A 21,575-nucleotide genomic window follows, 5' to 3' on the forward strand; every position below is an offset into this window, starting at 1 on the left:
GCCCGCCCGGTCGCGGCCCTTACGACCGTCCTGTCCAGAACTCGCCGGGCAGCCCGGCGGCAGTGAAGTACGCGGCGGCCTCCGCCGGTTCCCGGCGCCGGTAGCCGTGCGCCAGGCGTCCGGCGTACCAGCCCTCGGCCAGGCGCCACAGGGCCGGGAGGTCGAGCACGGTGCCTTTCGCCATGCCCGTGCGCTCGGTCCATTCGTCCACACAGGACTCGCCGCAGAACAGGCGCTGGACGGAACAGGTGTGGCGCACGTCGTCCCACATGCGGGCCGTCGGCACGGGGAAGTGGGCGACCTGAGGCCCTTCGGGCGGCGCTTCGCGGCTCACGACCAACGCGGTGGGCTCGGTGCAGCACGGACAGCGGGTGGCGACGAGGACTTCGGGCTCGGCGGGCACCAGGTGCGGGATCGCGAACGAGTCCCACGCGCAGCCGCCCCACCACAGCGTTCGCTCGCCCATCACGGAGAACCCCAGCGGAATCGCCGCGAACGGGTGGGCCAGCACCACGTGCTCGCACTCGTCGAGCACCAGGTGGCGGGCGTCGGCGAGGCGGTGCAGGGCCTGCTTGGCCACGGCCAGCGAGCCGTGCGCCGCGTCGGCCAGCTCCGGTGCCGTCGGCGCGCGTCCGTGGGTGGCGAAGGCCCGGTACACGGCCACTCGCACGTCTTCGTCCCAGGCGGTGTCGTCTTCGCGGCTCATCGGTGGCTCCTCGCCGGAGGGTGCGAGTCCGACGGTACCCGTGGCCAAGGCCACGCGCCGGGGCTGCCAGTGTCCGGTTTCGCCCACTAACATGTGCGTTCATGACGTCGGTGATCGAGCGGTTGCAGGGGGACGGGCCCCGGTTCTCCATCGAGTTCTTCCCGCCCCGCGACGAGGCCGACGAGGCCGTGCTCTGGCGCTCCATCCGGGAGCTCGAGCCGTTCGACCCGGCGTACATGTCGATCACCTACGGCGCGGGCGGTTCGAGCCGCGATGGCACGATCCGCAGCATCGCCCGCGTCGCCACCGAGACCACGCTCTGCCCGATGGCGCACCTGACCGCGGTCGACCACTCGGTGTCGGAGCTGCGCAACGTGATCGGCTGGTACGCGGCCGTCGGCGTGCGCAACATCCTGGCGCTGCGCGGCGACCCGGCCGGCGAGGTGTACGGCGACTGGGTGCCGCACCCCGAAGGTCTCACGTACGCCGAGGAGCTGGTGGAGCTCATCCGCTCGCTGGGCGACTTCTGCGTCGGCGTGTCGGCGTTCCCGTACGGGCACCCGCGGTCGCCGGACCTGGAGTCGGACACCAAGTACCTCGTGCGGAAGTTCCGCGCCGGCGCCGATTTCGCCATCGCGCAGCTGTTCTTCGAGGCCGAGGACTTCCTGCGGCTGCGCGACCGCGTGGCCGCCGCGGGCTGCGACGCGCTGGTGCTGCCCGGCATCATGCCGCTGACCACGCTGCGCACGTTGCACACCACGATCAAGCTCTCGGGCGCACCCGCGTCGCAGCGGCTGCTCGACCGGCTGGAGCCCCTTTCGGACGACCCGAAGGCGTTCCGCGCGGCCGGGATCGACGCCGTCACCGAACTGGGTGAGAAACTGCTCGCCGAGGGTGTGCCGGACCTGCACTTCTACACGTTCAACCGGTCCAAAGCCACGCGCGAGGTGGTGACGCGCCTCGGGCTCGTGCCGGCGCGCGCGTAAGTCCGTACCCCCGGCCGGGGCCCGGCCGGTACGGTTCGGCCCATGGCTTCCAGCGAACACAGCGTGCACGGGATCTCGGACCGGTACGTCGACGACTACGCGGCCGTGGACCCGGTCGCGGCCACCATGCTCGGCGTCTCGGGGTACGACGACCAGCTCACCGACTACTCGCCCGCCGGCCACGCGGCCCGGGCCGAGCTCGCGGCGAAGGCGCTCGCGGACGTGACCGCCGCCGAGCCCGCCGACGCGGGGGAGCGGGTCGCGAAGACGGTGTTCACCGAGCGCGTGGGCCTGGACGTGGAGATCCACGACGCCGGCCTCGACATCGCCGCGCTGAACGTGATCGCGAGCCCGGTGCAGGACCTGCGCATGGTGTTCGACCTGATGCCGATGGACACGCCCGAGCAGTGGGCTGACATCGCGGCCCGCCTGAAGAAGGTGCCCGAAGCGCTCGCGGGGGTGCGCGCGTCGCTGCTGGCCGCGGCCGACGCCGGGCGCGTGTCGGCGCTGCGGCAGGTCGGCAAGGTCGCCGAGCAGTGCGAGACCTACGCCGGCCTCGGCGAGGGGCCGAGCTTCTTCGCCGGCCTCGTGGGCAACGCGGGCGAGGTGGGTGCTGCGTTGTCCAGTGATCTGCAGGCAGGCGCTCGCGCGGCCGACGAGGCGTTCGCGGAGTTCGCCGGTTTCCTGCGCGCCGAGCTCGCGCCGAAGGCCCCGGCCAAGGACGCCGTGGGCGAGGACGTCTACCGGCTGTGGTCGCGGTACTTCATCGGCGCGGAGCTGGACCTGCGCGAGGCGTACGAATGGGGCTGGCACGAGTTCGCCCGCATCGACACCGAGATGCGCGCGGTGGCCGAGCGGATCCGCCCCGGTGCGTCCGTCGCGGAGGCCGCCGAGGTGCTCGACGCCGACCCGCGCTACCGCGTGCAGGGCCGCCCGCAGTTCGAGGTCTGGATGCAGTCGCTGTCCGACGAGGCCCTGAAGTCCTTGCGCGGCAAGCACTTCGACATCCCCGACCGCCTCATGGCGCTGGAGTGCCGCATCGCCCCGCCGGGCGGCGGCGTCGGCGCGTACTACACCGGCCCGAGCGAGGACTTCACCCGCCCCGGCCGGATGTGGTGGTCGCTGCCGGCGGACAAGGACGAGTTCACCACCTGGCGCGAAGTGTCCACTGTGTACCACGAGGGCGTGCCGGGCCACCACCTGCAGATCGCGACGGCCGTCAACCAGGCCGCGTCGCTCAACAAGTACCAGCGGCTCATGACCTTCATCTCCGCCCACGGTGAGGGCTGGGCCCTGTACTCCGAGCGCCTCATGCAGGAACTCGGTTACCTGTCGGACGACGGCAACCTGCTCGGCATGCTCTCGGAACAGCTGTTCCGCGCCGCCCGCGTCGTCGTCGACCTCGGCATGCACCTGGAACTCGAGATCCCGCGCGGCACGGGCTTCCACGAGGGCTCGCGCTGGACCCCGGACCTCGGCCTGGAGTTCATGCTCACCCGCACCATCACCGACCAGGCCCACGTCCGCGACGAGATCGACCGCTACCTCGGCTGGCCCGGCCAGGCCCCCGCGTACAAACTCGGCGAACGCCTCTGGCTGGCCGCCCGCGACGACGCCCGCCGCCGGCTGGGGGATGCGTTCGACATCAAGCAGTTCCACACCCGCGCGCTGGAGATGGGCGGGATGGGGCTGGACACGTTGCGGGAGCAGTTGGCTCTGTTGAGCTGAGTTCTCTGGTTCGGCTCGGTGAAGCCCTCCACGGCCGCGGCGGTGGAGGGCTTCACTGTGTTCGGGGAACTTCCCTTCGCGCGAAAACCCTTTGGCTCCACCACCGCCCCACCCCCTAAACTCCCGCCCGTGCATCGGATCTTCCTCGTCACCCCACCGCCCGCGCTCTGAGCGGGGTGGTGTCCGCCGCGTGTGAGTCCGTCCCAGGACCCCGCGGCTGATCAGTGCTGCACGAAAGCGAAAACCGCCCCGCGTCGTCGATGTCCGAAATCCTTCGACGCTGGAGCGTTGTCCATGTCTGTTGTGCTGTCCGAGCGCGCCCGGGGGTCGGTCGCGCTGGTTGTCGCCGGGGTGTTGTGGGGGACCGGGGGGTTGGCCGGGTCGTTGCTCGGGCAGCTGGCCGGGCTGCACCCGCTGGCCGTCGCCGCGTATCGCTTGCTGCTGGGAGGGGCGGCGGCGATCGCGGTGTCCGGCAAGGGGGTTCCGCGCGCCCGGATCGGGCGGGTGCTCGTGGTCGGCGTGTTGTTCGCGTTCTTCCAGACGACCTACTTCGCCGCCGTCGCGCTCGGGTCCGTCGCCACGGCGACCATGACCACCATCGGCGCCGCGCCCGTGATGCTCACCGTCGCCACGGCGGTCCGGAAGCGGCGGGCGCCGCGGTCCTGGACCCTGCTGTCGGTCGTCGGCTCCCTGGCCGGCCTGGTGCTGCTGTCCTGGACGCCGCACGTCGAAACCTCGAAAACAGCCATCGTCCTGGCCCTCGCCGCGGCGGCCGGGTTCGCGATCCTCACCACCCGTCCGGTCGACGACCCCCTGGCCACCACCGCGTACGGCTGCCTCACCGGCGGTCTGCTGCTCACCCCGGCCGCCCTCACGCTGGGCTTGGGGCTGCCCGCGCGCCCCGACGTGCTGCTCGTCGCGGTCTACTTCGGCGTCGTGCCAACAGCGCTCGCGTACGCCGCGTACTTCAAGGGCCTCACCACGGCCCACCCCGTGCTCGGCGCGCTGTCGGCGCTGCTGGAACCGCTCACGGCGACGATCCTGTCCGTCGCCTTCCTCCACGAGCACCTGAGCCCGCAGGCCTGGGGCGGCGCGGCCCTGCTGACCGCGGCCCTGGCCGTCGGCTATTGGCGCCCGGAACCTACTTCGGGTCGAGCGGCAGCGGACGGCCGAGGATCGCGAACGGACGCGGGTCGCCCGTGAACTGGTAGTCGCGCAGGACGTCGACGAAACCGGTGCGCCGGTAGAGCTTCCACGCGCGGCTGGTGCCTTCGGGCGTGGACAGCAGCACGTTGGCGTTCGGGACCCCGTCGAGCAGCCGGCGCAGCAGGTCCTCGCCGATCTGCTTGCCCTGGTTCTCGGGGCGCACGTGGATCTCGGTGAGCTCGAAGTAGTCGCTCATCCACCGCTCGGCCTCCTCGGGGCCGGAGCGGCGGGTGAGGCCGTGGCGCACCTGCTCGTGCCACCACTGCCCGGCGCGGCCCTTGTACCCGTAGGCGAGGCCGAGCAGCACGTCGTCGGCGTCGAGGGCGGCCATGCAGCGCCAGCCCTCGCGCAACGCGTGGGTGAGCCACATCGGCGCGCGCTGCTCGGCGGTGCCTTCGGGGTACTGCATGGCCTTCACGTAGATGGCCAGCGCTTCGGGCAGGCGTGTGCGGAACTCGTCCGCGGACAACTGCACGTATCGGGAACACCCGGAGGACATGGCGGTCACGGCTGTCCATCCTCCACTCCCGCCGCGAGCGCGCCCGGGGTGCCCCCGGTCAGCTCGACGAGCCCGTCGAACGTCGTCGGGAACACCGACTTCGGGTGCCCGGCCGCGGCCCACACCTCGTCGTACGCGCGCAGGGCCGTGTCCACGAGCGTCACGAGCCGCCGGGGGTGCCCGACGGGGGCGACGCCGCCGATGGGCTGGCCGGTGTGCTCGCGCACGAAGTCCGCGTCGGCCTTGCCCACCTCGGCGAGGCCGGCGAGCGCGGCCAGGCGGGCCGGGTCGGCGCGGTGGGCGCCGGAGGTGAGGGCGAGCAGGGCCGTCTCCTCGCCCCCGGTCGTGCGGGCGCGGAACACGAGGCTGTTGGCGATCGCCCCGACCTCGACCCCGAGCGCTTCGGCGGCCTGGGCCGCGGTGCGGACCTCGGCCGGCAACACGCGCACCCCCTCGGCGGCGGCCTGCTGGCCTGCTTCGCTCAGAGCGGCTGTGACCTTGGCGACGGCGGGATGGTCGAGGGAGCTCATGCCGTTATGAGACCACGCCGACGGCACCGTGTCCCGCACCACGTCCCCGGATTCCACCGGCGGGGTTGAGAGAACGCGGCACCGGGGGTTACTCTGGAAATCGTTCGAACAGACGTTCGACATCCGGTGAGTGTTCACCGGCAGGTGCCCGGCGAGGGGCGGGGGAAGCGCCCCGCGGCCGGGCACCTGCCGGACTCGCCCGAGCGGGAGGAGGGTCGTCATGTCCGTCTCGGTCGTGTCCCCTGACCCCGGGCAGCCTCAGCTGCCCCTGTCGCTTCGCCCGCCGGCACCCCCGGCGGCGGCCACCCTGCTCGCCCAGGCCAAGCGCGGTCTGGCCGACGCCGAGAACGAACGTGATCCCGCCGAGCGGTTCATCGGCGCTTACCTCGCGGCGCTGCGCGGTGCGGCGGCGGTGCTCGCCGTGCGCGGGCGGCCGCGCCGGGGCCGCGGCCGTCCGGCCAGCGGCTGGGTGCTGCTCGACGCCGTGGCGCCGGAGCTGCAGGAGTGGTCTGCCTTCTTCGCCGCCAACTCGGCCACCCGTGCGGCCGCCGAAGCCGGCATCACGGGCAAAGTCACGGCCGAGTCGGCCGCGAACCTGCTGCGCGCCACCGGTCTGTTCCTCGAACTGGTCCGCCGGCTCGTCCACGGCCTGCCCATCTCCGGCGAAGCCCATGTCGCGTGAGCTCGGTCCGGTCGACCACGGCCGGTTGCTCGAAGCGCTGGAGATCGAAGCGCGCGTGCTGGGGGAAGTGGCGCACACGGCGTCGGCCGAGGCGCCGGTGCCCACGGCCCCCGGCTGGACGCTGGGGGAGCTGCTGCGGCACGTCGGCAGTGTCCACCGCGTCACCCTCGGCTGGCTGCGTGAGGGCCACAAGCCCGCGCAGTGGCAGCGCATCCCGCACCAGGAGGAAACGGTCGCGGAATACTACGCCTCGGGCCGCGACGCGCTGATCGCCGAACTGGCCGCCCACGACCCGGCCGACCACGCCGCCACCTGGTGGTCCGCCGATCCCACGTACGGCTTCTGGCGCCGCCGCACCCTCCACGAGACGCTCGTCCACCGCGTCGACGCCGAGCGCGCCGCCGGCGTCGACCACCCGGCCGTGCCCGCCGACCTCGCCACCGACGGCGTCGACGAGGTCCTCACCCTGTACTTCGGCCACAAACTCGCCCTGCTCGGCCTCACCGGCACCCGCCACGGCACCGTCGGCATCCAGACCGGCGGCCACAGCTGGATCGCCCGCGCGGGCCCCGAAACCATGGACGCGTGGCGCTGCTCGCCCGAGGAGGCCCGGTCCGCCGACGAACTCGTCAGCGGCGACCCGGCCAACGTCTACCTCTGGCTGTGGGGCCGCGCCGCCCCGACCGCCGTCGTCTCCTCGCGCGGCCACGACCTGGCCGCGCAACTCTGGGCCTTGCTGCGGCTGGCCACCCGCTGAACCGGAAAGTGGGGAAGCTTCCCCGGTTCCTGTCGGTGGCCCCCGCTACCTTCGCCCTCATGACGACGCCGTCCGCCCTCACCCTCGACGCCGCGCGGCCCCAGGAGCTGGCCCGCTTCTGGGCCGCGCTGCTCGACTGGCACCTCACCGAGCCGACCGACGAGGGTGCGGCTGCTGCGCCCGCGCCGGCTGGACCTCCGGCCGTCCGCACACCCGCTGCTCCCGCGTCGTCCGAGGCGGTTGTTGGTGCGGGGCCGGACAGGTTCGCGGAGCAACAAGACGCGGCGATCGACGCAGATGTCGAATCGGCCGCCGGCGGTACGGGTGCTGCGACGGTGCTGCCGGGCCGTTCGGTCGGTGGGTTGGCTTCCGCCGCGGCCGAGGGACAGTCGCTCGGCGTCGGTGAGGCGCCGGGCTTGCCCGGCGTGGAAGTCGAGCCGGATGCCTTGCTGCCGGGGCCTGCGGCGGACCGGCCGCCTTCCGCGGCGGCCGCCGTCAGCGCTGGGCGGGACAGTCGTGCTGGGCAACCAGAAGCCCGACCCGGCGACCAAAGCGACGTTGCCGACCCACCACCGATCCTGGCCGGCGGGCAGCACCGGGCGGGGAGCAGTCCCGCGCAGGGCCTCGCTGCGCCGACCGTGCGGCCGCCCGCCGAGGACGGGTGCGAGTTCGACCTCGTGTTCGTCCCCGAGGCGGAGCCCAAGGTGCACAAGAACCGCCTCCACCTCGACCTGGCGAGCCGCACCCCGGAGCACCAGCGCGAGGTCATCGAGCGAGCCCTGTCGTTGGGCGCGCGGCACCTGGACCTGGGCCAGGGTGACGTCCCCTGGGTGGTCCTCGCCGACCCCGAGGGCAACGAGTTCTGCGTCCTCGAGCCGCGGCCGGAGTACGACGGCTCGGGGGCGCTCGCGGCGCTGGTCGTCGACACGAGAGAACCCGCGCGGCTGGCGGAGTTCTGGTCGGAGCTCATCGGCTGGCCGATCACGGCCGATCAGGGTCCGCAGATCGTCGGCGTGCGCAGTCCGTCCCGCCGGGGCCCGGCGATCGAGTTCCTCAGTTCTACCGACACCAAGCGCGGCCGCAACCGTCTGCGGCTCGAACTGGCTGCGGGTGCGGATCCGTTGTCCCCCAGGCAAGATCCCGAGGGCAACGAGTTCGCCCACAGGCAAGCTTGAAAACAGCCCTCACCGCCCGACGGGCTCCGCCGGTTCCTGCGGCCGCCCGCGCGGCCGCAGCGCTTCGGCCGCGAACATCCGGTGCAGCAGCTGGATCGCGACCGAACCCTCGCCCACCGCCGAAGCCACCCGCTTTACCGAAGCGTGCCGCACGTCGCCCGCCGCGAACACGCCGGGCAGGCTCGTCTCGAGCGGCAGCGGGTCCCGCGAGAGCGGCCAGGCACGGAGGTCAGCGCCGGTCACGATGAAGCCGCGGTCGTCGCGTTCGACTTCCGGGGGCAGCCAGTCCGTGTGCGGGTGCGCCCCGATCATGACGAACAACCCGTCCGCGGCCACGGTCTCCTCGCGTTCGGTCCGCCGGTCGCGAAGCACGAGCTGCTCCAGCCACCCGGTGCCCCCTCCGCCGACGATCTCGGTGGCGACCCGCACCCGCAGCCCTGGCGTGGCCTCGATCTCCCGGGCCAGGTAGTGCGACATGCCCGCCCCCAGCGACCGGCCGCGGACCAGGAGCGTGACCTGCTTGGCGAACCGCGCCAGGTACAGCGCGGCCTGGCCGGCCGAGTTCCCGCCGCCGACGACGAAGACCTCGCGGTCGGCGACACCGGGCGCCTCGGAAGCCGGGCCGCCGTAGTAGACGCCGGCCCCGTTCAACGCCTCCAGCTCCGGCACGCCCAGCCGGTGGTAGGTGGCGCCCAGCGCGAGCAGCACCGCGCGCGAGCGCACCTGCGTGCCGTTGGACAGCGTGATCGCGAGCTCGTCGTCGCGCCGCAGCTCGGCCGCCCGCTGCATGAACACGAACTTCGCCCCGAACACCCACGACTGGTCGTACGCCTGCTGCGCCAGCCGGCGGCCGCTGACGCCGCGCGGGAAACCGAGGTAGTTGCGGATCAGCGAGCTGGACGTCGCCTGGCCGCCGAGACCGCCCTCGTCGACGACCAGCGTGCCGAACCCTTCCGACGCGCCGTACATGGCCGCCGACAGCCCGGCCGGCCCGGCGCCGACGATCACGAGGTCGAACTCCATGCGGTCCGGGTTGACCGGCGCCCCCGAGGCCACGGCGATGTCGGCGTCGGTCGGGTTGCGCAGGACCGTGCCGTCGGGGAAGACGACGATCGGGAGCTCGCCCGGCCCGGCCTGGGCGATGCGGGCGCGGCCTTCATTCGAGTCGGCCAGGGAGAACGAGTGCGGGATCGCGCACCGCCCGAGGACCTCCCGCAGCTGGTAGGCCCGGCCCGACCAGGAGTTGCCGACCACGTGGATCGTGTACGGCGACGTGCGCCGCACCTCGGTCCATTCGAGCAGCAGGTTCGAGATCGCGTGGTGGAAAACCTCGTCCGGTGCGGCCAGCGGCCTGAGCACGTAGTGGTCGATGTGCCCGCGCGCGATCGCGTCGAAGATCGCCTCACCCGTCGCGCGGTCTCCCCATTCGCCCCACGCGATCAGCAGCCCGCGTTTCGCGTGCGGGTGCAGCCGGCGCGCCTGGGCCAGCAATTCGCCGCCCGTCGTCCCGGAAAGCCATTGACCGGCCAGCACGAGCGCGACGTCTTCACCGTCCGCGGCGAGTTCTTCGAGCAGCGCCAACGCTTCCTGCGCCGAAGCAAGGCTCACGATGCGGTAGTGGCGCGCGTAGCGCTCGCGCAATTCCCGTTCGACGTCACGCAGCGATTCCGCGTTCTCGTCGACGGCGAGAAGCACGGCGTCGGACATGCATCCGACAGTAACGGCGATCCACACGGAGGCGAACGCGTGGTTTTTCAAGGCCGTCAGGCCCGGAACACGAACACCCCGCCGTCCTCGCTGTGCCGCGGCCACCCCGGGTCACCGGTCGCGGCGAAGGCCACCCACGCCGCCTGCACCCGATCGGCCAGCTCGCGCGGCGGCGTCGGCCCTTCCAGCGCGGACAACCCGAGGTTGCCGAACACGAACCCCAGCTCCAGCCCGTGCGCCGCACCCACCCCGGGCAACGGCGAGGGCCACGCGAACTCGTACACGAACGCCGCCCGCGCTCGCGCGATCTCCGAGGCCGGACGGCGGAACAGCGCATCGGTCAGCACGTCGGCGTAAAGCTCGACCGGCGTGGTCCCTTCGGCAACGGCCTCGACCGCAAGACCCAGGCGCCCCAGCAACTCCGTCACGTCGGAATGCGAGACACCGTCCGGAAGCGACGTGCCGGCCAGCGCCAGCAGTTCGTCGGCGTTGGTGCCGATCAAGAGATCCACCCCGCCTCCGCGCAGCACCACGTCGAACGGCGGTTCGGCCAGCACCTCCCCGTCCACGACCGGCAGGAACGGCTGCGCGGCGGCCACGGTCGTCGCGCCCCAGCGCGCGGGGTCGAGGTCGGCCGTGAGGTCCGTGACGGCCGCCGTCGACAGCGCGGCGAGCTTCTCCGGGGCAACGCGCGCGAACCCCGCCGCCGTCGGCTCCACGCCGGCGGCGCGCGCGATCTCGCCGGTGACCAGAAGCGCGTCGGACGCGGAAAGCGCGGCCCGCGCGTTGGCGCTCTGCACGATCGCCCGCCGGAACAAACCACGGTCCATCGCTACGTGCGCGAGCGTCGCACCCGCGCCCGCCGACGTGCCGAACAACGTCACCGCGTCCGGGTCCCCGCCGAACGCCGCGATCCCGGCGCGCACCCACTCCAGCGCCGCGACCTGGTCGAGCAGAGCGCGGTTCGCGACCGCGTCCGGCAGCAGCGCGAAGCCTTCCGCGCCCAGCCGGAAGTTCACCGACACGAACACGACCCCGCGCCGCGCGAACGCCGCTCCGTCGTAGATCGGCATCGCCGACGAGCCGGTGACGTTCGAGCCGCCGTGCAGCCACACCAGCACCGGCAGGCCCGCCGTGGACGGGTCGGGTGTCCACACGTTGAGGTTGAGGCAGTCCGGCCCCTCGACCACCGGCTCCGCCAGGAACGAACCCGGCAACGGCGCCGAAGGCGCGGTCGGCCCGAACTCGAGCGCGTCCCGCACGCCGTCCCACGCCTCGGGCGGGCGCGGCGCCCGGAACCGGGCTTCGCCGAACGGCGCGGCCGCGTAAGGGATGCCGAGGAACCGCGTGACGCCTTCGCGCACGCTGCCCCGCACCCGGCCGTACGGGGTGGTGACGACGGGACCGGTCATCTCCCCATCGTTACCAGCGCCGGGCCCGCACCGGGGCGCGGCTGCCCGAATCGCCAGGGATTCCTGTCCCGAAAGCACGAAGCCCCGGCCGGCGGGAAGCCGGCCGGGGGCCCGTGTCACTCAACCGGAAACTCAGCCGTCCGACTCGGCCGACGGGATGTACGCACCCGGCACCTGGTCCGGAGCGAACACCTTGTTCTCACCGGGGTACGGGGTCTTGAACCCGTGCGTCTGGTACCACGTGAAGCGGTTCATCTGCGCGGGGTTCGCGTAGTCCGCCGTCGCGTTCGGACCGGTCAGGCGCTGGTTCTTCTGCCAGGCCGACCACTGCGAAGCGACCTGCTGCTTGTCCGCCGGCACCGCGGTGTCGGGCTGGACGGAGGCGAACTGCGGAGCCACCACGTCCGGACCGCACGACGGCTGCGTCGCGAGGCCGCCCGTGAGCGACGTGCGGTTCGCCACCGCGTTGAACGGCGCCAGGTTCGGCTTGTCCGTGAAGGCACTCGCCATCGGGGTGGCCGCGCTGTCCTTCTGGTTCATCGGCTGGATCCCGAGGATCTGCTCGATCGTGCGAACCATCGTGATCTGCGAGTAGTACGTGCTGTCCACGGCCCCGTGCTGGGCGTACGGGCTGATGATCTGGATCGGCGCCCGGTGCCCGTCGACGTGGTCCAGCCCGGCCTGGGAGTCGTCCTCGACCACGAAGATCGCGGAGTCCTTCCAGTACTGGCTGTGCGAGATCGTGTCGACGATCTTGCCCACGGCGAGGTCGTTGTCCGCGACCTGGGCGGCGGCGTTCGCGGGACCACCGGTGTGGTCACTGGACAGCCAGAACATGTTCAGGTTCGCGGGACCGTTCTTCTCGAAGTCCTGCTGCCAGATCTGCTCCCGGTACACGTCCGGCACGCTGGTGTCGAACTTCGGGAAGCCGTGCACCGACACGTCGTTGAGCGACGGGATCGGCGACGACGACACGAGCGGGTAGGCGCTGGGCTCACCCGTCGCGGCCATGTTCTTGCTGTCGCAGTACAGGTTCTGCCACGACGCGCCCGACGGCTTGGTCAGGAACTGCTGGAACTCGCCGAAGTCGCGGACGGTGTTGCCCGCGGCCTCCGCGCCCGACCACAGCGTGCCGGAGGCCTGGTGGCCCAGCACGTCGTCCTCGGTGTCGTAGCTGCGCAGGTACTCGCCGGCCGAGGACTCGGTGTACTCCGGGTCGTCGGCCTGCATGAGCCAGTTGTGGCCCTCGGCGGAGTTCGTGCCGATGTCGTACGTGTTGTCGTACAACCCGAACTGCTGCGCCAGCGCGTGCTGGTTCGGCGTCACGTTCTCGCCGAACTGCGCCAGCGCGGCGTCGCCGTTGCCCTGCGGCAGGTCACCGAAGACCTGGTCGTAGGTCCGGTTCTCCTTCACGAGCAGGAACACGTGCTTGATCGGCGACGGGTCGCCGAGGCGCGCGGGCACGGGAACCGGCTTCTTGTTCTTGCCGTTCGACACGAGGACGGACTTGTCCGTCCAGCCGTTTTGCTTGAACACCTTCGGCGTGTACGACTTGATCGTGCGGTCGTCGGGCAGCTGGAAGCGCTGCACGCTGGCCGTCGTGTCGTGCGTGCCGTGCCCGGCGGCCGTGGTCGGGCGCTGGGCGTCGATGCCGCGGGTGTTGGACACGACGATGTCCTTGCCCACCGTGGCGATCGCGGTCGGGAAGTAGTCCGTGGGCAGCAGGCCGATGTAGCTGGCCGGCTCCTTGGGGCTGGAGTACTTGTAGACGGCGATCGCGTTGGCGCGGCCGAGCGTCACCAGCAGGTGGCCGTCCTTGGTGAGCGTGATGCCGTCGGGCTCGTACCCGACCGTGGCCTCGGGCCACGGCTGGGTCGCGATGGTCTGGATGACCTTGTCCTTGCCCGAGTCGATCACGGACACGTTGTTGCTGGACGTGTTCGCGACGAACACCGTGCCGTTGCTGGCGTACACCGCGGTCGGGTGCAGCCCGACGTTGATGGTCCCCACAGCGGCGGCCGGCTTCGCGGTGTTGATCACCGAGACCGTACCCGTGGTGGAGGCACCCGTGAACGGGTCGGCCGGCACCTGGGTGTTGTAGGAGTTGATCGTCGTCTCACCGGGGCGAGGCAGGCGGCCGCCCTCGTTGCTGACGTAGAGCTTCTTGCCCACGAGCACGAGGTCGCGCGGCGCGATGCCGGTGTTCCAGCTCTGCTGGACGGCGCCGGTCGACGCGTTGATGGCGACCACGCGGTTCTGCCCGTTCACCGCGGCGTACGCGACGGCGCCGTCAGGCGAGAACACCGCCTGGGCGACCAGCGCGTGCTTGGGTCCGTCGGCGGGGATCTTGATCGAGACGGGGTTCGCGAGCGAGCCGTCGGCGTTCACCGAGAACTTGGTGTAGCCGTCGGTCTGGGCGAGCCACAGGAACTTGCCGTCGGGGGAGTACGACGGGCCTTCCTGGCCGACGTCGTTGCCGGCGATCTTGAGGTTCACCTTCGCCGAGGTGCCGATCAGCTGCTGGACCTTGTAGCTCTTGAGGTCCACGATCGTCAGCGCGGCGTCGCCGTCGGTGGTCAGCGCGGCGAGGTGCGTGCCGTCCGGGCTGATCGACGACGCCATGATCTTGCCGTCGTTCACGACCAGCCGGTCACCGATCGGGTCGAGATACTGGTCGCTCGAGACGACCAGCCCGTCCTTGGTGTTCTCGCCGACGTGCTGCTTGCCGAACTCCTGCGTCGACGCGGTGCCGATGCCGGAGCCCGTCACGACCAGAGCGAGAGTGGCAGTGCCGGCGGTGGCGAGGCGGATCTTCCGCGCTCTGCCGGCATCGGAAGAGCCGGACGCGGCTCTCCCACCACGCCTGCGGCGGCGTGTTACCTGCATGGGGTCATCCCTTCGGGGTGGAGGACAGCAGTTCGACGCTGGCGTCGAACTGCCACAGCGGGTTGGGTTGGTCCCCGATCGGGGTCCGCACCTGGAAGTAACCGTTCACTTCCTTCGGTCCGTCGCCGTCGGCGACGAACCGCCCGTCTGAGGTGACGTCGAGCTGGTAGATGGCCTGACCAGTCGCTTCGACGTCGGGGAGATGCCACGAGACGACGCACCGCCAGTCGTTGCCGGGGCCTTCCTGGGCGACCAGGCCGCCGCCCTTCTGGCAGACCGACGTGACGCCGAGCTGCGCTTCGGTGACGGCGGGGCGGTGCAGTTCGTCGGTCTGCAGCCGGTAGAGGTGGGCGAACGTCGTCGAGAGCGACTGCTGCACCTTGTCCTGCGTGACGCCGGAGCCGAGTGACGGCGTGGCCACGGCGATCACCGCGAAGGCGACCACGATCAGCCCGACCAGCGGCAGCGCGCCGGCGGTGATCGTGCGCCGGGCCGAACCGTCGTAGCTCAGGTTGGTGAAGTCGCGGCGCAGGAACAGCAGGTAGGCCAGCGAGGTCGCCACGACCGTCCACACCAGACAGACGAGGATGCTGATCAGCAACGGCCCGGCCTGGGCGGGGCTGGTGAACAGGCCTTCCCACGCGATGAACGTGTAGGTCGGCAGCGCGAGGCGCAGGGCCACGGGCAGGGGCAGCAGCTGCACGACCGCCATCGCGAGCGCGACGACGGCGGGCAGCAGCAGGCCCATCGGCGACCGGCCCAGCGCGACCGACCCCAGCAGCCCGACCGCGGCCAGCGCGAGCGTCGGCGCCAGCGCGCACACCCAGGCGAGCAACACGGTGGCGGCGGCGGAGCCGGGCGAAAGGAGGTGCCCGTCGAGCCCGACCAGCTGCCGGCTGCCGGCGCCGATGACACCGCCGACCGCACTGGAGATCGCCATCCCGGCCACGAGCACGAAGATCACGGTGAGGCTGGCCAGCGCCTTGGCCACGAAGATCCGCCGGTACGACCGGACCGCCACCAGCAGGTGGCGCCAGGTGCCGAGCCGGTCCTCGGACGCGAACACGTCACCGGCGACCACCGACGTGAGCAGCGGAAGCGCGTAACTGCCGGCGAAGCCGAGCATCACGAGCGAGCCGGCCCAGCCGGTGGCGTTCATCCAGCGGCCGAAGACGGTGTCCACCGGCAGGTCGCTCTGCTGGCTCACGGCGGCGACGAACAGCGCCGGGGCGATCCAGCAGGCGAGCACCAGCAGGCGAACGCGCCACTGGGAGACGAGTTTGACGAGCTCGAAGCGGTAGCCGCGGGCCACGGAGGCGGGGCGGACGGGCGCTGCTTCGGGTTCGGTGAGGGTCGCGGTCATCGGGCGGACTCCTGCTGCCGGGCCCCGGTTTCGGGCGCGGCCTCGGTTTCGGTCAGGGCGAGGAACGCGGCTTCGAGCGGCGAAACCACGGGGGCGAGCTCGCGAATGGCCACGCCGTCGCGGACGAGGCGCACCACGAGCTCGTCGAGGGCGGGGACGAGCGCACGCACGACGAGGACGCCACTGTCCTTTCCGGACTCGTCGCCGAGCCGGATGCCGGAGGTTTCGAGGGCGAGCTTGCGCGCGGCCTCGCGATCGGAGGTCATGAGCCGGTAGTCGAGCTCCTGGCTCTCCGACGAGAGCTTGCCCAGCGGGCCGGTGAAGACGACGCGGCCCGTCGCGATGATCGTGACCTCCGAGCACAGCGCTTCGAGGTCGTCCATGCGGTGGCTGGACAGCACGACGGTGGCGCCTTCGGCCGCGAGGCGCGTGAGGACCCCGTGCACGTGCTTCTTGCCGGAGGGGTCGAGGCCGTTGGCGGGCTCGTCGAGCACGAGCAGGCGCGGGCGGGTGAGCAGTGCGGCGGCGAGGCCGAGCCGCTGGCGCATGCCGAGGGAGAACCCGCGCACGCGGTCGTCGGCGACGTCGGTGAGCCCGACCTGGGCGAGCGCGTCGTCGAGGTCGGCCGCGCGGGTGTCGCCGCCGCGCAGGGCGGCCAGCGCGGCGAGGTTCTTGCGCGCGGTGAGCGAGGGGTAGAGGCCGGGGCCGTCGACGAACCCGGCGACGCCGCCGGGCGCGTCCAGGGTCCGCCCGACGGGCGAGCCGAGGATCTCCAGCCGGCCCTCGTCCGCGACGGCGAGGCCCAGGAACAGTCCCAGCAGCGTGGTTTTGCCCGCGCCGTTCGGCCCGGCCACGCCGTGGATCTGCCCCGGGGCGATGTCGAGATCGATTTCGTCGAGTGCGATCACTTCGCCGAAACTTTTGGTGATTCCCCGAGCCCGGACTGCCGCAGGTGTGTCCATGGTCCCTTTGCTTTCGTCGTGAAACGTGCGTCAGGAACTTAGGGACGGTAAATTAATCTCGAACCGGTGCCGGGTGAACTATCGGGAAACGGGGCTCGGACGAAGCAAGTTGTACTCGTGGATTGTCCGGATTAAATCGTGATCTTGCCTTGAGTTAACCGTCGGCTTGCATTAAGGGAGTCGGAACAGGGCTCGCGCGTTGTCCCTGCCGATCTTGCGGCGGTCGGGCTCGTTCAGGGGTGCGGAGTCGAACCAGCCGGCCGCGTGGTCGACGTTTTCGAACGGCCAGTCGGTGGAGAAGAGCACGCGGTCGGCGCTCAGTTCCGACATCGCGGCGAGCACGGACTGGGAGCGGAAATTGCCGGAGGTCGTCACGTGGAAGTGCTCGGTGAAGTATTCGGTGATCGGCCGTTTCGCGGGATAGGGGAGCTCGGCGTTGGTCCATTTGTTGTGATGGTCGATCCGCCAAAGGGAGTAAGGAAGCCCTTCGCCGAGGTGGCCGAGAATGATCGTGACACCGGGATGGCGATCGAACAACCCCGACGCGGCCAGGCGCAGCGCGTGCACGGCCGTCTGCTGGCCGAACGCCCAGGCCGGGCCGAGCAGCCACTCGTGGCCGGCGTACACGCGGGCGTCCTGCGGCAGCGGGTTGCGCGGGTGCAGGTAGAACGGCACGCCGAGGCGTTCGACCTCGGCCCAGAACGGGTCGTACTCGGGGGTGTCGTAGTAGGTGACGGTGCCGGCGTCGTCGAGCTCGGTGAAGCTGTTCACGAGTGCGCCGACGAATCCGAGGTCCGTGACCGCGCGGCGCAGCTCGGCCGTCGCGAGGTCCGGGTCCTGCAGGGGCAGCGCGGCGAACCCGCGGAACCGGTCGGGCCGCGCGGCGACGTGCTCGGCGAGGGTGTCGTTGGCGCGGCGGGCGAGCTCGGCGGCCTTCACCGCGTCCGGGATCCCTTGCACCGCAGGGGAGTTGAGCGACAGCAGCATCAGCTCGATGCCGTGGGCGTCCATCAGCCGCAGCCGCCGGCCGTCGACGTCGAGCAGGCGGGCGCGCAGGGTGGGCCACAGCGCCAGGGGAGCGTAGGGCTCGGAGTCGCCGAGCGTCTCCTCGGTGGCGAAGTGTTCTTCGAGGGCGATCTTGCCGTCCACAGTGGAAGTCCTTTCCGGATCAGTCCTGGTCGCGCTGGGCGTCTTCGAGCTGGATCTGCCTGACCCGCGCAGGGTTGTGCAGCGCGGCGATGTGGACGCCGAAGAACAGGTGCCACACGAGGATCGCGAACGGGAACTTCCAGCCGTGCCCGAACGAGAAGAACCCGAGCCCGGTGCCCGGCCGGTAGATCAGTGGCGCGAGCAGGCCCGCGGCCACGAGCGCGAGGACGGTGCAGAAGGTAAGCGCTTTCAGCAGGTTCCCGGTGTTCGTGGCACGGAAGGGCAGCTTCGGGTACGCGAGCAGCGCGAAGACGAACACGAACGCGATCCCGTTGAAGTAGTGCATGAACTGCCCGGCGAAGTACGAGGCGGCCGTGCCCTCGGGAGTCGCCGGTGCGGCGACGTGCCCGTTGTGCAACGGCCACGGCAGCTCCGGCAGCCCGATGGCGGGCATGAAGTAGCCGGCGGTGGTGGCCATCTGCGTCGCGACGAACGCGGTGACCAGCAAGGCGCCGATGGGGTGGCGCCCCGACCAGCGGAACCACTCGCGGTCCGGGCGCAGATCGGTGAGGCCGCGCGGGGCGGCGCGCTCGGGCCGGGGAGCGACGATGCTCGTGGACACGGGAGTCTCCTTCGGCTCGTTCACTTATGTGCAGCGAGTTTACGAAAAGTGGATGATCGTGTCCAGGGGCGGGCGCGAAGGGACCAGGGCCGGCCTGGCTTTCCGGTGGTGTGGCTGAGGGTTCGAGCCGGGTGTCAGCCGGCGGCGGGGCCGCGTCCGCCGAGCTCCACCGACGCGGCGGTTGTCGTGCGCAGCAGTTCCTCGGTGGCGCTCGCGACCTGCTCCGGGCCGGCGTGGCCGACGGGCATCGCGAGCGCGACGGCCAGCGGCAGCGGCGTGGCCTCGGAGAACACGGGCGCGGCGACCGTGGTGACGCCGGGGATCATGGCGTCCGTGGTCACCGCGGCGCCGGAGCGGCGGACGTCGCGGATGATGCGCGTGACCTGGGCCGGCGAAGGGATTTCGGGTGCCGAACCGGGGTCGAAGTCGCCGCGCAGGACGGGGGCGGTGATCGTCTCCGGCAGGTGGGCCAGGAAAACGCGGCCGACCGACGTGGACAGCAGCGGCAGGATCGCCCCGACCCGCACGGTGATCGGCAGCACGTGGGCGCCGTAGTGCCAGCCGACGATGACCGGCCCGTGGTCGCCCCACACGGCGAGGTTCACGGAGTGGCCGGTGCGGTCGCGCAGGCCCGGCAGGTGTTCGGAGACGACCTCGACCTCGTCCATGCGCCGCAGTGCTTCCATGCCGAGGCGGCGCAGCGCGGGGCCGAGGTCGTAGCGCCCGGAGTTCGGCGACTGCGCGACCAGGCCTTCGCGCGACAGGCTGACCAGGTAGCGGTGCACCTTGCTCGGCGCCATCCCGCTCGCCTCGGCGACCTGCTTGAGGCTCATGGGGCCCGGGCCCTGCTCGAGGGCGCGCACGACCGTCATCGCGATCTCGACCGACTGGATGCCCTGGCGGTCGTCTTCGGGTTCCCGGGCTGCCACGTTCTGGACTATACGGCCGGTCCGGCGCCGGATCCGGCGGGGTGATCCGCCTCGGCGAGCCGCGGTCTGCCCTTGCGTACGGCGGTGCTTCCCGGGCGCGCCTCGACAACTCGTCCACTTTCCGTAAACTCGATGCAGATAAGTGAATGACACTGATCGAAAGAGGCGGGCCGCGCGGGCGGCCTCGCGAGGAGGTAGTGGTGAACGAGCGGAATCTGGGTCGCCGGGCGTTGCTGAAGGGTGCCGCGATCACCGGGGCCGCGGCGGCCGTCGCGACGGTGCTGCCGGCAGCGACCGCGAGTGCGGCTTCGCGGGCGTATGGCTCGGGTGTGCGTCAGGTTTCGGGCATCGGCACGGTCATCGACACCTCGCACGCGACGCCCGGCGTTTCGCGGGTGCTGAGCGCGTACTTCCTCGCCAAGACCGGGAAGCAACCCGAACAGACGATGGCGCAGGTCAACCGCGCGCAGATGAACTACCTCGACGCGGTGACCGGGGAGATCTGGCCGTCGTGGCAGTCGCTGCACGATCTCTTCGCGAAGAACATGCCGAAGTGGCCCGCCGACGGGAAGTCCTACGCCACGCGCATCCTCGGCGACGACCGCAGCGCCATCGTCTTCTTCTCGAACACACCGGGCCTCTTCGCGCCCGGCGAGATCCGCGCGACCGGCGTGGTCAACCTGCAGGGCGGCAAGATCGCGCGCTGGGTCGACTACTGGGACGGCCGCCACGTCGGCATCGACTACGTGCGCGGCAAGCGCGAGCCGTTCCCCGCGGACTTCAAGGAGGGGACCGTCGGCGAGACGGCCGCCCCGGTGATGCGCCGCGCCGTCGCCGGTCTCGCGGGCGCACTGGCCACCGGCGCGTCGCCGCAGCAGTTCTTCGCGGAGGACGCGGTGTTCGAGGACGTCACGGCGCACCTGCACCTCGTGGGCCCCGCCGCGATCACGCGCTTCCTGACCTCGGCCCGCGACCTGCTCCCGTACGCCGGCCCGGGCTCGGCCGTGCGCCACACCCTGGGCGGCCCACTCGGCGGCGGCTTCGAGTGGACCTCTCGCGGCCCCGTACCCCACGGCGTCACCGCCCTCGAACTCGACGCACGCGGCCTGATCATCCGCGCGACCGCCGTCTGGGACGGCTCCTTCACCGACGACGCAACACTCGCCGCGCTCTCGCAGAAGGCAGTCGAACACTGATGACGGCGGGCGATCCGGACTGGTGCCGGTGAGGTTTCGGTTGTGGGGGAAGCGGGTTCTCGGGCCGCTTCTCCCCGAGATCAGGCGTGGGCGGCGGTCCAGGGGCCCACGGCGCGGAAGCCGGGCGCGCTGGCTCGGGGCTGCTTCTCCGGCGTGGTCAGGTGTGGGTGGTGGTGCAGGTGTCTGTGGTGCGGTAGCCGGGCGAGTTGCTCGATGGTCGGGCCGATCCCAACAGCCCCCTCGCGGCGCCGCCATCAGCACCGCCCCGGCATCGGCAGCGAGGCCGGCTTTCCTCGCTCCCGAACCTGCGGCGCTCGACCGAGGATTTCACCGCGACCGAGGACTACCGTGCTCCGGCGCTGCCCGCCCCCCATTTCACCGGACTATTCCGCGCGCGAGATTCAAGAGCATGAACAACGCCGGCACTTCATGCGCGCGGAAAGCTTTTCCGCGCATTTCGACCGTGCTCAGCGGTTCCAGAACCAGTCCTTGCCCCGCGCCTGCTTGAGCGCCTGCTTCTTGCGCTCTGGCGTCAGGCGTTCCAGGTAGAGCATGCCGTCCAGGTGGTCGGTCTCGTGCTGCAGGCACTGCGCCAGCACGTCGACGCCTTCGACCTCGATGGGCTCGTTGCGCAGGTCAACACCCCGCACCACCGCGTGCTTGGCCCGCACGGTCGGGAACCACAGCTCCGGCACCGACAGGCAGCCCTCGTCGATCTCGTGCGTCTCCTCCGACAGCGAGACGATCTCGGGGTTGATCACGTAGCCCGTCAGCCCGCCCACGTCGTAACTGAACACCCTCAGCCCGACCCCGATCTGCGGCGCCGCCAACCCCGCACGCCCGTCCGGCTTCACCGAATCCATGAGGTCCGTGACCAGCGCCTCGACCTTCTTGTCGAAAGTCGTCACGGGATCACACACCGTCTTGAGCACCGGGTCCCCGAAGTAGCGCAGAGCGCGCATCGCCATGATCGAACGTCCTTCTTCCCACCGACTATCCCGCTGAAGTCTAATGACCACCGCCCCGCCCCACCCCCACCCGGCACTCACGGCTGGTCAGCCCCTCGGTCCGAGGTCCTTC

The 21,575-nt window shown here is 71.4% G+C and carries 19 protein-coding genes; 7 read left to right on the plus strand and 12 right to left on the minus strand.

What is annotated here, in order from left to right; translation table 11 throughout:
* Positions 1 to 19: 19 nt before the first annotated feature.
* Positions 20 to 706, minus strand: coding sequence for an organomercurial lyase (merB, locus tag AB0878_RS30855; protein ID WP_366583731.1), 687 nt, complete (start codon positions 704 to 706; stop codon positions 20 to 22).
* A gap of 101 nt (positions 707 to 807) precedes the next feature.
* Here merB and AB0878_RS30860 point away from each other — a divergent pair, with 101 nt between their 5' ends.
* The 3 genes from AB0878_RS30860 (at position 808) to AB0878_RS30870 (ending at position 4,623) form a co-directional block, all read left to right on the plus strand.
* A complete protein-coding gene (locus AB0878_RS30860) occupies positions 808 to 1,692 on the plus strand; it encodes a methylenetetrahydrofolate reductase (protein WP_366583732.1) in 885 nt (294 codons plus the stop codon).
* 42 nt (positions 1,693 to 1,734) lie between these two features.
* Entirely contained in the window at positions 1,735 to 3,420 is a 1,686-nt protein-coding gene (locus AB0878_RS30865) for a DUF885 domain-containing protein (RefSeq protein WP_366583733.1), read from the plus strand.
* Positions 3,421 to 3,714: 294 nt separating this feature from the next.
* The gene (locus AB0878_RS30870; protein WP_366583734.1) at positions 3,715 to 4,623 is read left to right on the plus strand and encodes an EamA family transporter; all 909 of its coding nucleotides are present in this window, start codon (positions 3,715 to 3,717) and stop codon (positions 4,621 to 4,623) included.
* Here the strand turns inward: AB0878_RS30870 and AB0878_RS30875 are convergent.
* Positions 4,562 to 5,134 carry a GNAT family N-acetyltransferase gene (locus AB0878_RS30875; protein ID WP_366583735.1) on the minus strand — a complete coding sequence of 191 codons (573 nt, stop codon included), beginning with the start codon at positions 5,132 to 5,134 and terminating at the stop codon, positions 4,562 to 4,564. The genes AB0878_RS30870 and AB0878_RS30875 overlap by 62 nt on opposite strands.
* Positions 5,131 to 5,655, minus strand: coding sequence for a YbaK/EbsC family protein (locus AB0878_RS30880; RefSeq protein WP_366583736.1), 525 nt, complete (start codon positions 5,653 to 5,655; stop codon positions 5,131 to 5,133). Before AB0878_RS30880 ends, AB0878_RS30875 begins: the two co-directional genes overlap by 4 nt.
* 220 nt (positions 5,656 to 5,875) lie before the next feature.
* Between AB0878_RS30880 and AB0878_RS30885 the strand changes: the two genes are divergently transcribed.
* The 3 genes from AB0878_RS30885 to AB0878_RS30895 are packed head-to-tail and all read left to right on the plus strand — an operon-like array spanning position 5,876 to position 8,269.
* On the plus strand, positions 5,876 to 6,337 hold the full coding sequence (locus AB0878_RS30885; RefSeq protein WP_366583737.1) for an SAV_6107 family HEPN domain-containing protein: 462 nt from the start codon (positions 5,876 to 5,878) through the stop codon (positions 6,335 to 6,337).
* The gene (locus tag AB0878_RS30890) at positions 6,327 to 7,094 is read left to right on the plus strand and encodes a maleylpyruvate isomerase N-terminal domain-containing protein (RefSeq protein WP_366583738.1); all 768 of its coding nucleotides are present in this window, start codon (positions 6,327 to 6,329) and stop codon (positions 7,092 to 7,094) included. Before AB0878_RS30885 ends, AB0878_RS30890 begins: the two co-directional genes overlap by 11 nt.
* 59 nt (positions 7,095 to 7,153) lie before the next feature.
* Complete coding sequence (locus AB0878_RS30895; protein WP_366583739.1) at positions 7,154 to 8,269, plus strand: VOC family protein; 1,116 nt, start codon at positions 7,154 to 7,156, stop codon at positions 8,267 to 8,269.
* Positions 8,270 to 8,278: 9 nt separating this feature from the next.
* On the opposite strand, the gene AB0878_RS30900 is transcribed toward AB0878_RS30895, so the two are convergent.
* The 8 genes from AB0878_RS30900 to AB0878_RS30935 all read right to left on the minus strand — a co-directional run bounded on the left by AB0878_RS30900 (position 8,279) and on the right by AB0878_RS30935 (position 19,299).
* A complete protein-coding gene (locus AB0878_RS30900; protein ID WP_366583740.1) occupies positions 8,279 to 9,976 on the minus strand; it encodes an FAD-dependent oxidoreductase in 1,698 nt (565 codons plus the stop codon).
* 56 nt (positions 9,977 to 10,032) lie between these two features.
* Entirely contained in the window at positions 10,033 to 11,388 is a 1,356-nt protein-coding gene (locus AB0878_RS30905) for a carboxylesterase family protein (protein WP_366583741.1), read from the minus strand.
* Between the two features lie 132 nt (positions 11,389 to 11,520).
* Positions 11,521 to 14,274: an alkaline phosphatase family protein gene (locus tag AB0878_RS30910; protein WP_366583742.1), complete on the minus strand. Its 2,754-nt coding sequence runs from the start codon at positions 14,272 to 14,274 to the stop codon at positions 11,521 to 11,523.
* Positions 14,275 to 14,278: 4 nt separating this feature from the next.
* A complete protein-coding gene (locus AB0878_RS30915; RefSeq protein WP_366583743.1) occupies positions 14,279 to 15,637 on the minus strand; it encodes an ABC transporter permease in 1,359 nt (452 codons plus the stop codon).
* The gene (locus AB0878_RS30920) at positions 15,634 to 16,599 is read right to left on the minus strand and encodes an ABC transporter ATP-binding protein (protein ID WP_366583744.1); all 966 of its coding nucleotides are present in this window, start codon (positions 16,597 to 16,599) and stop codon (positions 15,634 to 15,636) included. Before AB0878_RS30920 ends, AB0878_RS30915 begins: the two co-directional genes overlap by 4 nt.
* A 171-nt stretch (positions 16,600 to 16,770) precedes the next feature.
* A complete protein-coding gene (locus AB0878_RS30925) occupies positions 16,771 to 17,748 on the minus strand; it encodes an amidohydrolase family protein (protein ID WP_366583745.1) in 978 nt (325 codons plus the stop codon).
* 19 nt (positions 17,749 to 17,767) lie between these two features.
* Positions 17,768 to 18,370 (minus strand): hypothetical protein, encoded by a 603-nt coding sequence (locus tag AB0878_RS30930; RefSeq protein ID WP_366583746.1) that lies wholly within the window; start codon positions 18,368 to 18,370, stop codon positions 17,768 to 17,770.
* Between the two features lie 134 nt (positions 18,371 to 18,504).
* Positions 18,505 to 19,299, minus strand: a complete 795-nt coding sequence (locus AB0878_RS30935) for an IclR family transcriptional regulator (protein WP_366583747.1) — start codon at positions 19,297 to 19,299, stop codon at positions 18,505 to 18,507.
* Between the two features lie 200 nt (positions 19,300 to 19,499).
* Here AB0878_RS30935 and AB0878_RS30940 point away from each other — a divergent pair, with 200 nt between their 5' ends.
* On the plus strand, positions 19,500 to 20,495 hold the full coding sequence (locus AB0878_RS30940; protein ID WP_366583748.1) for a hypothetical protein: 996 nt from the start codon (positions 19,500 to 19,502) through the stop codon (positions 20,493 to 20,495).
* A 467-nt stretch (positions 20,496 to 20,962) separates the two neighbouring features.
* On the opposite strand, the gene def is transcribed toward AB0878_RS30940, so the two are convergent.
* The gene (gene def, locus AB0878_RS30945; RefSeq protein WP_366583749.1) at positions 20,963 to 21,463 is read right to left on the minus strand and encodes a peptide deformylase; all 501 of its coding nucleotides are present in this window, start codon (positions 21,461 to 21,463) and stop codon (positions 20,963 to 20,965) included.
* Between the last annotated feature and the right edge of the window lie 112 nt (positions 21,464 to 21,575).

This window comes from Amycolatopsis sp. NPDC047767 (assembly GCF_040704195.1).
GTDB lineage: Bacteria > Actinomycetota > Actinomycetes > Mycobacteriales > Pseudonocardiaceae > Amycolatopsis.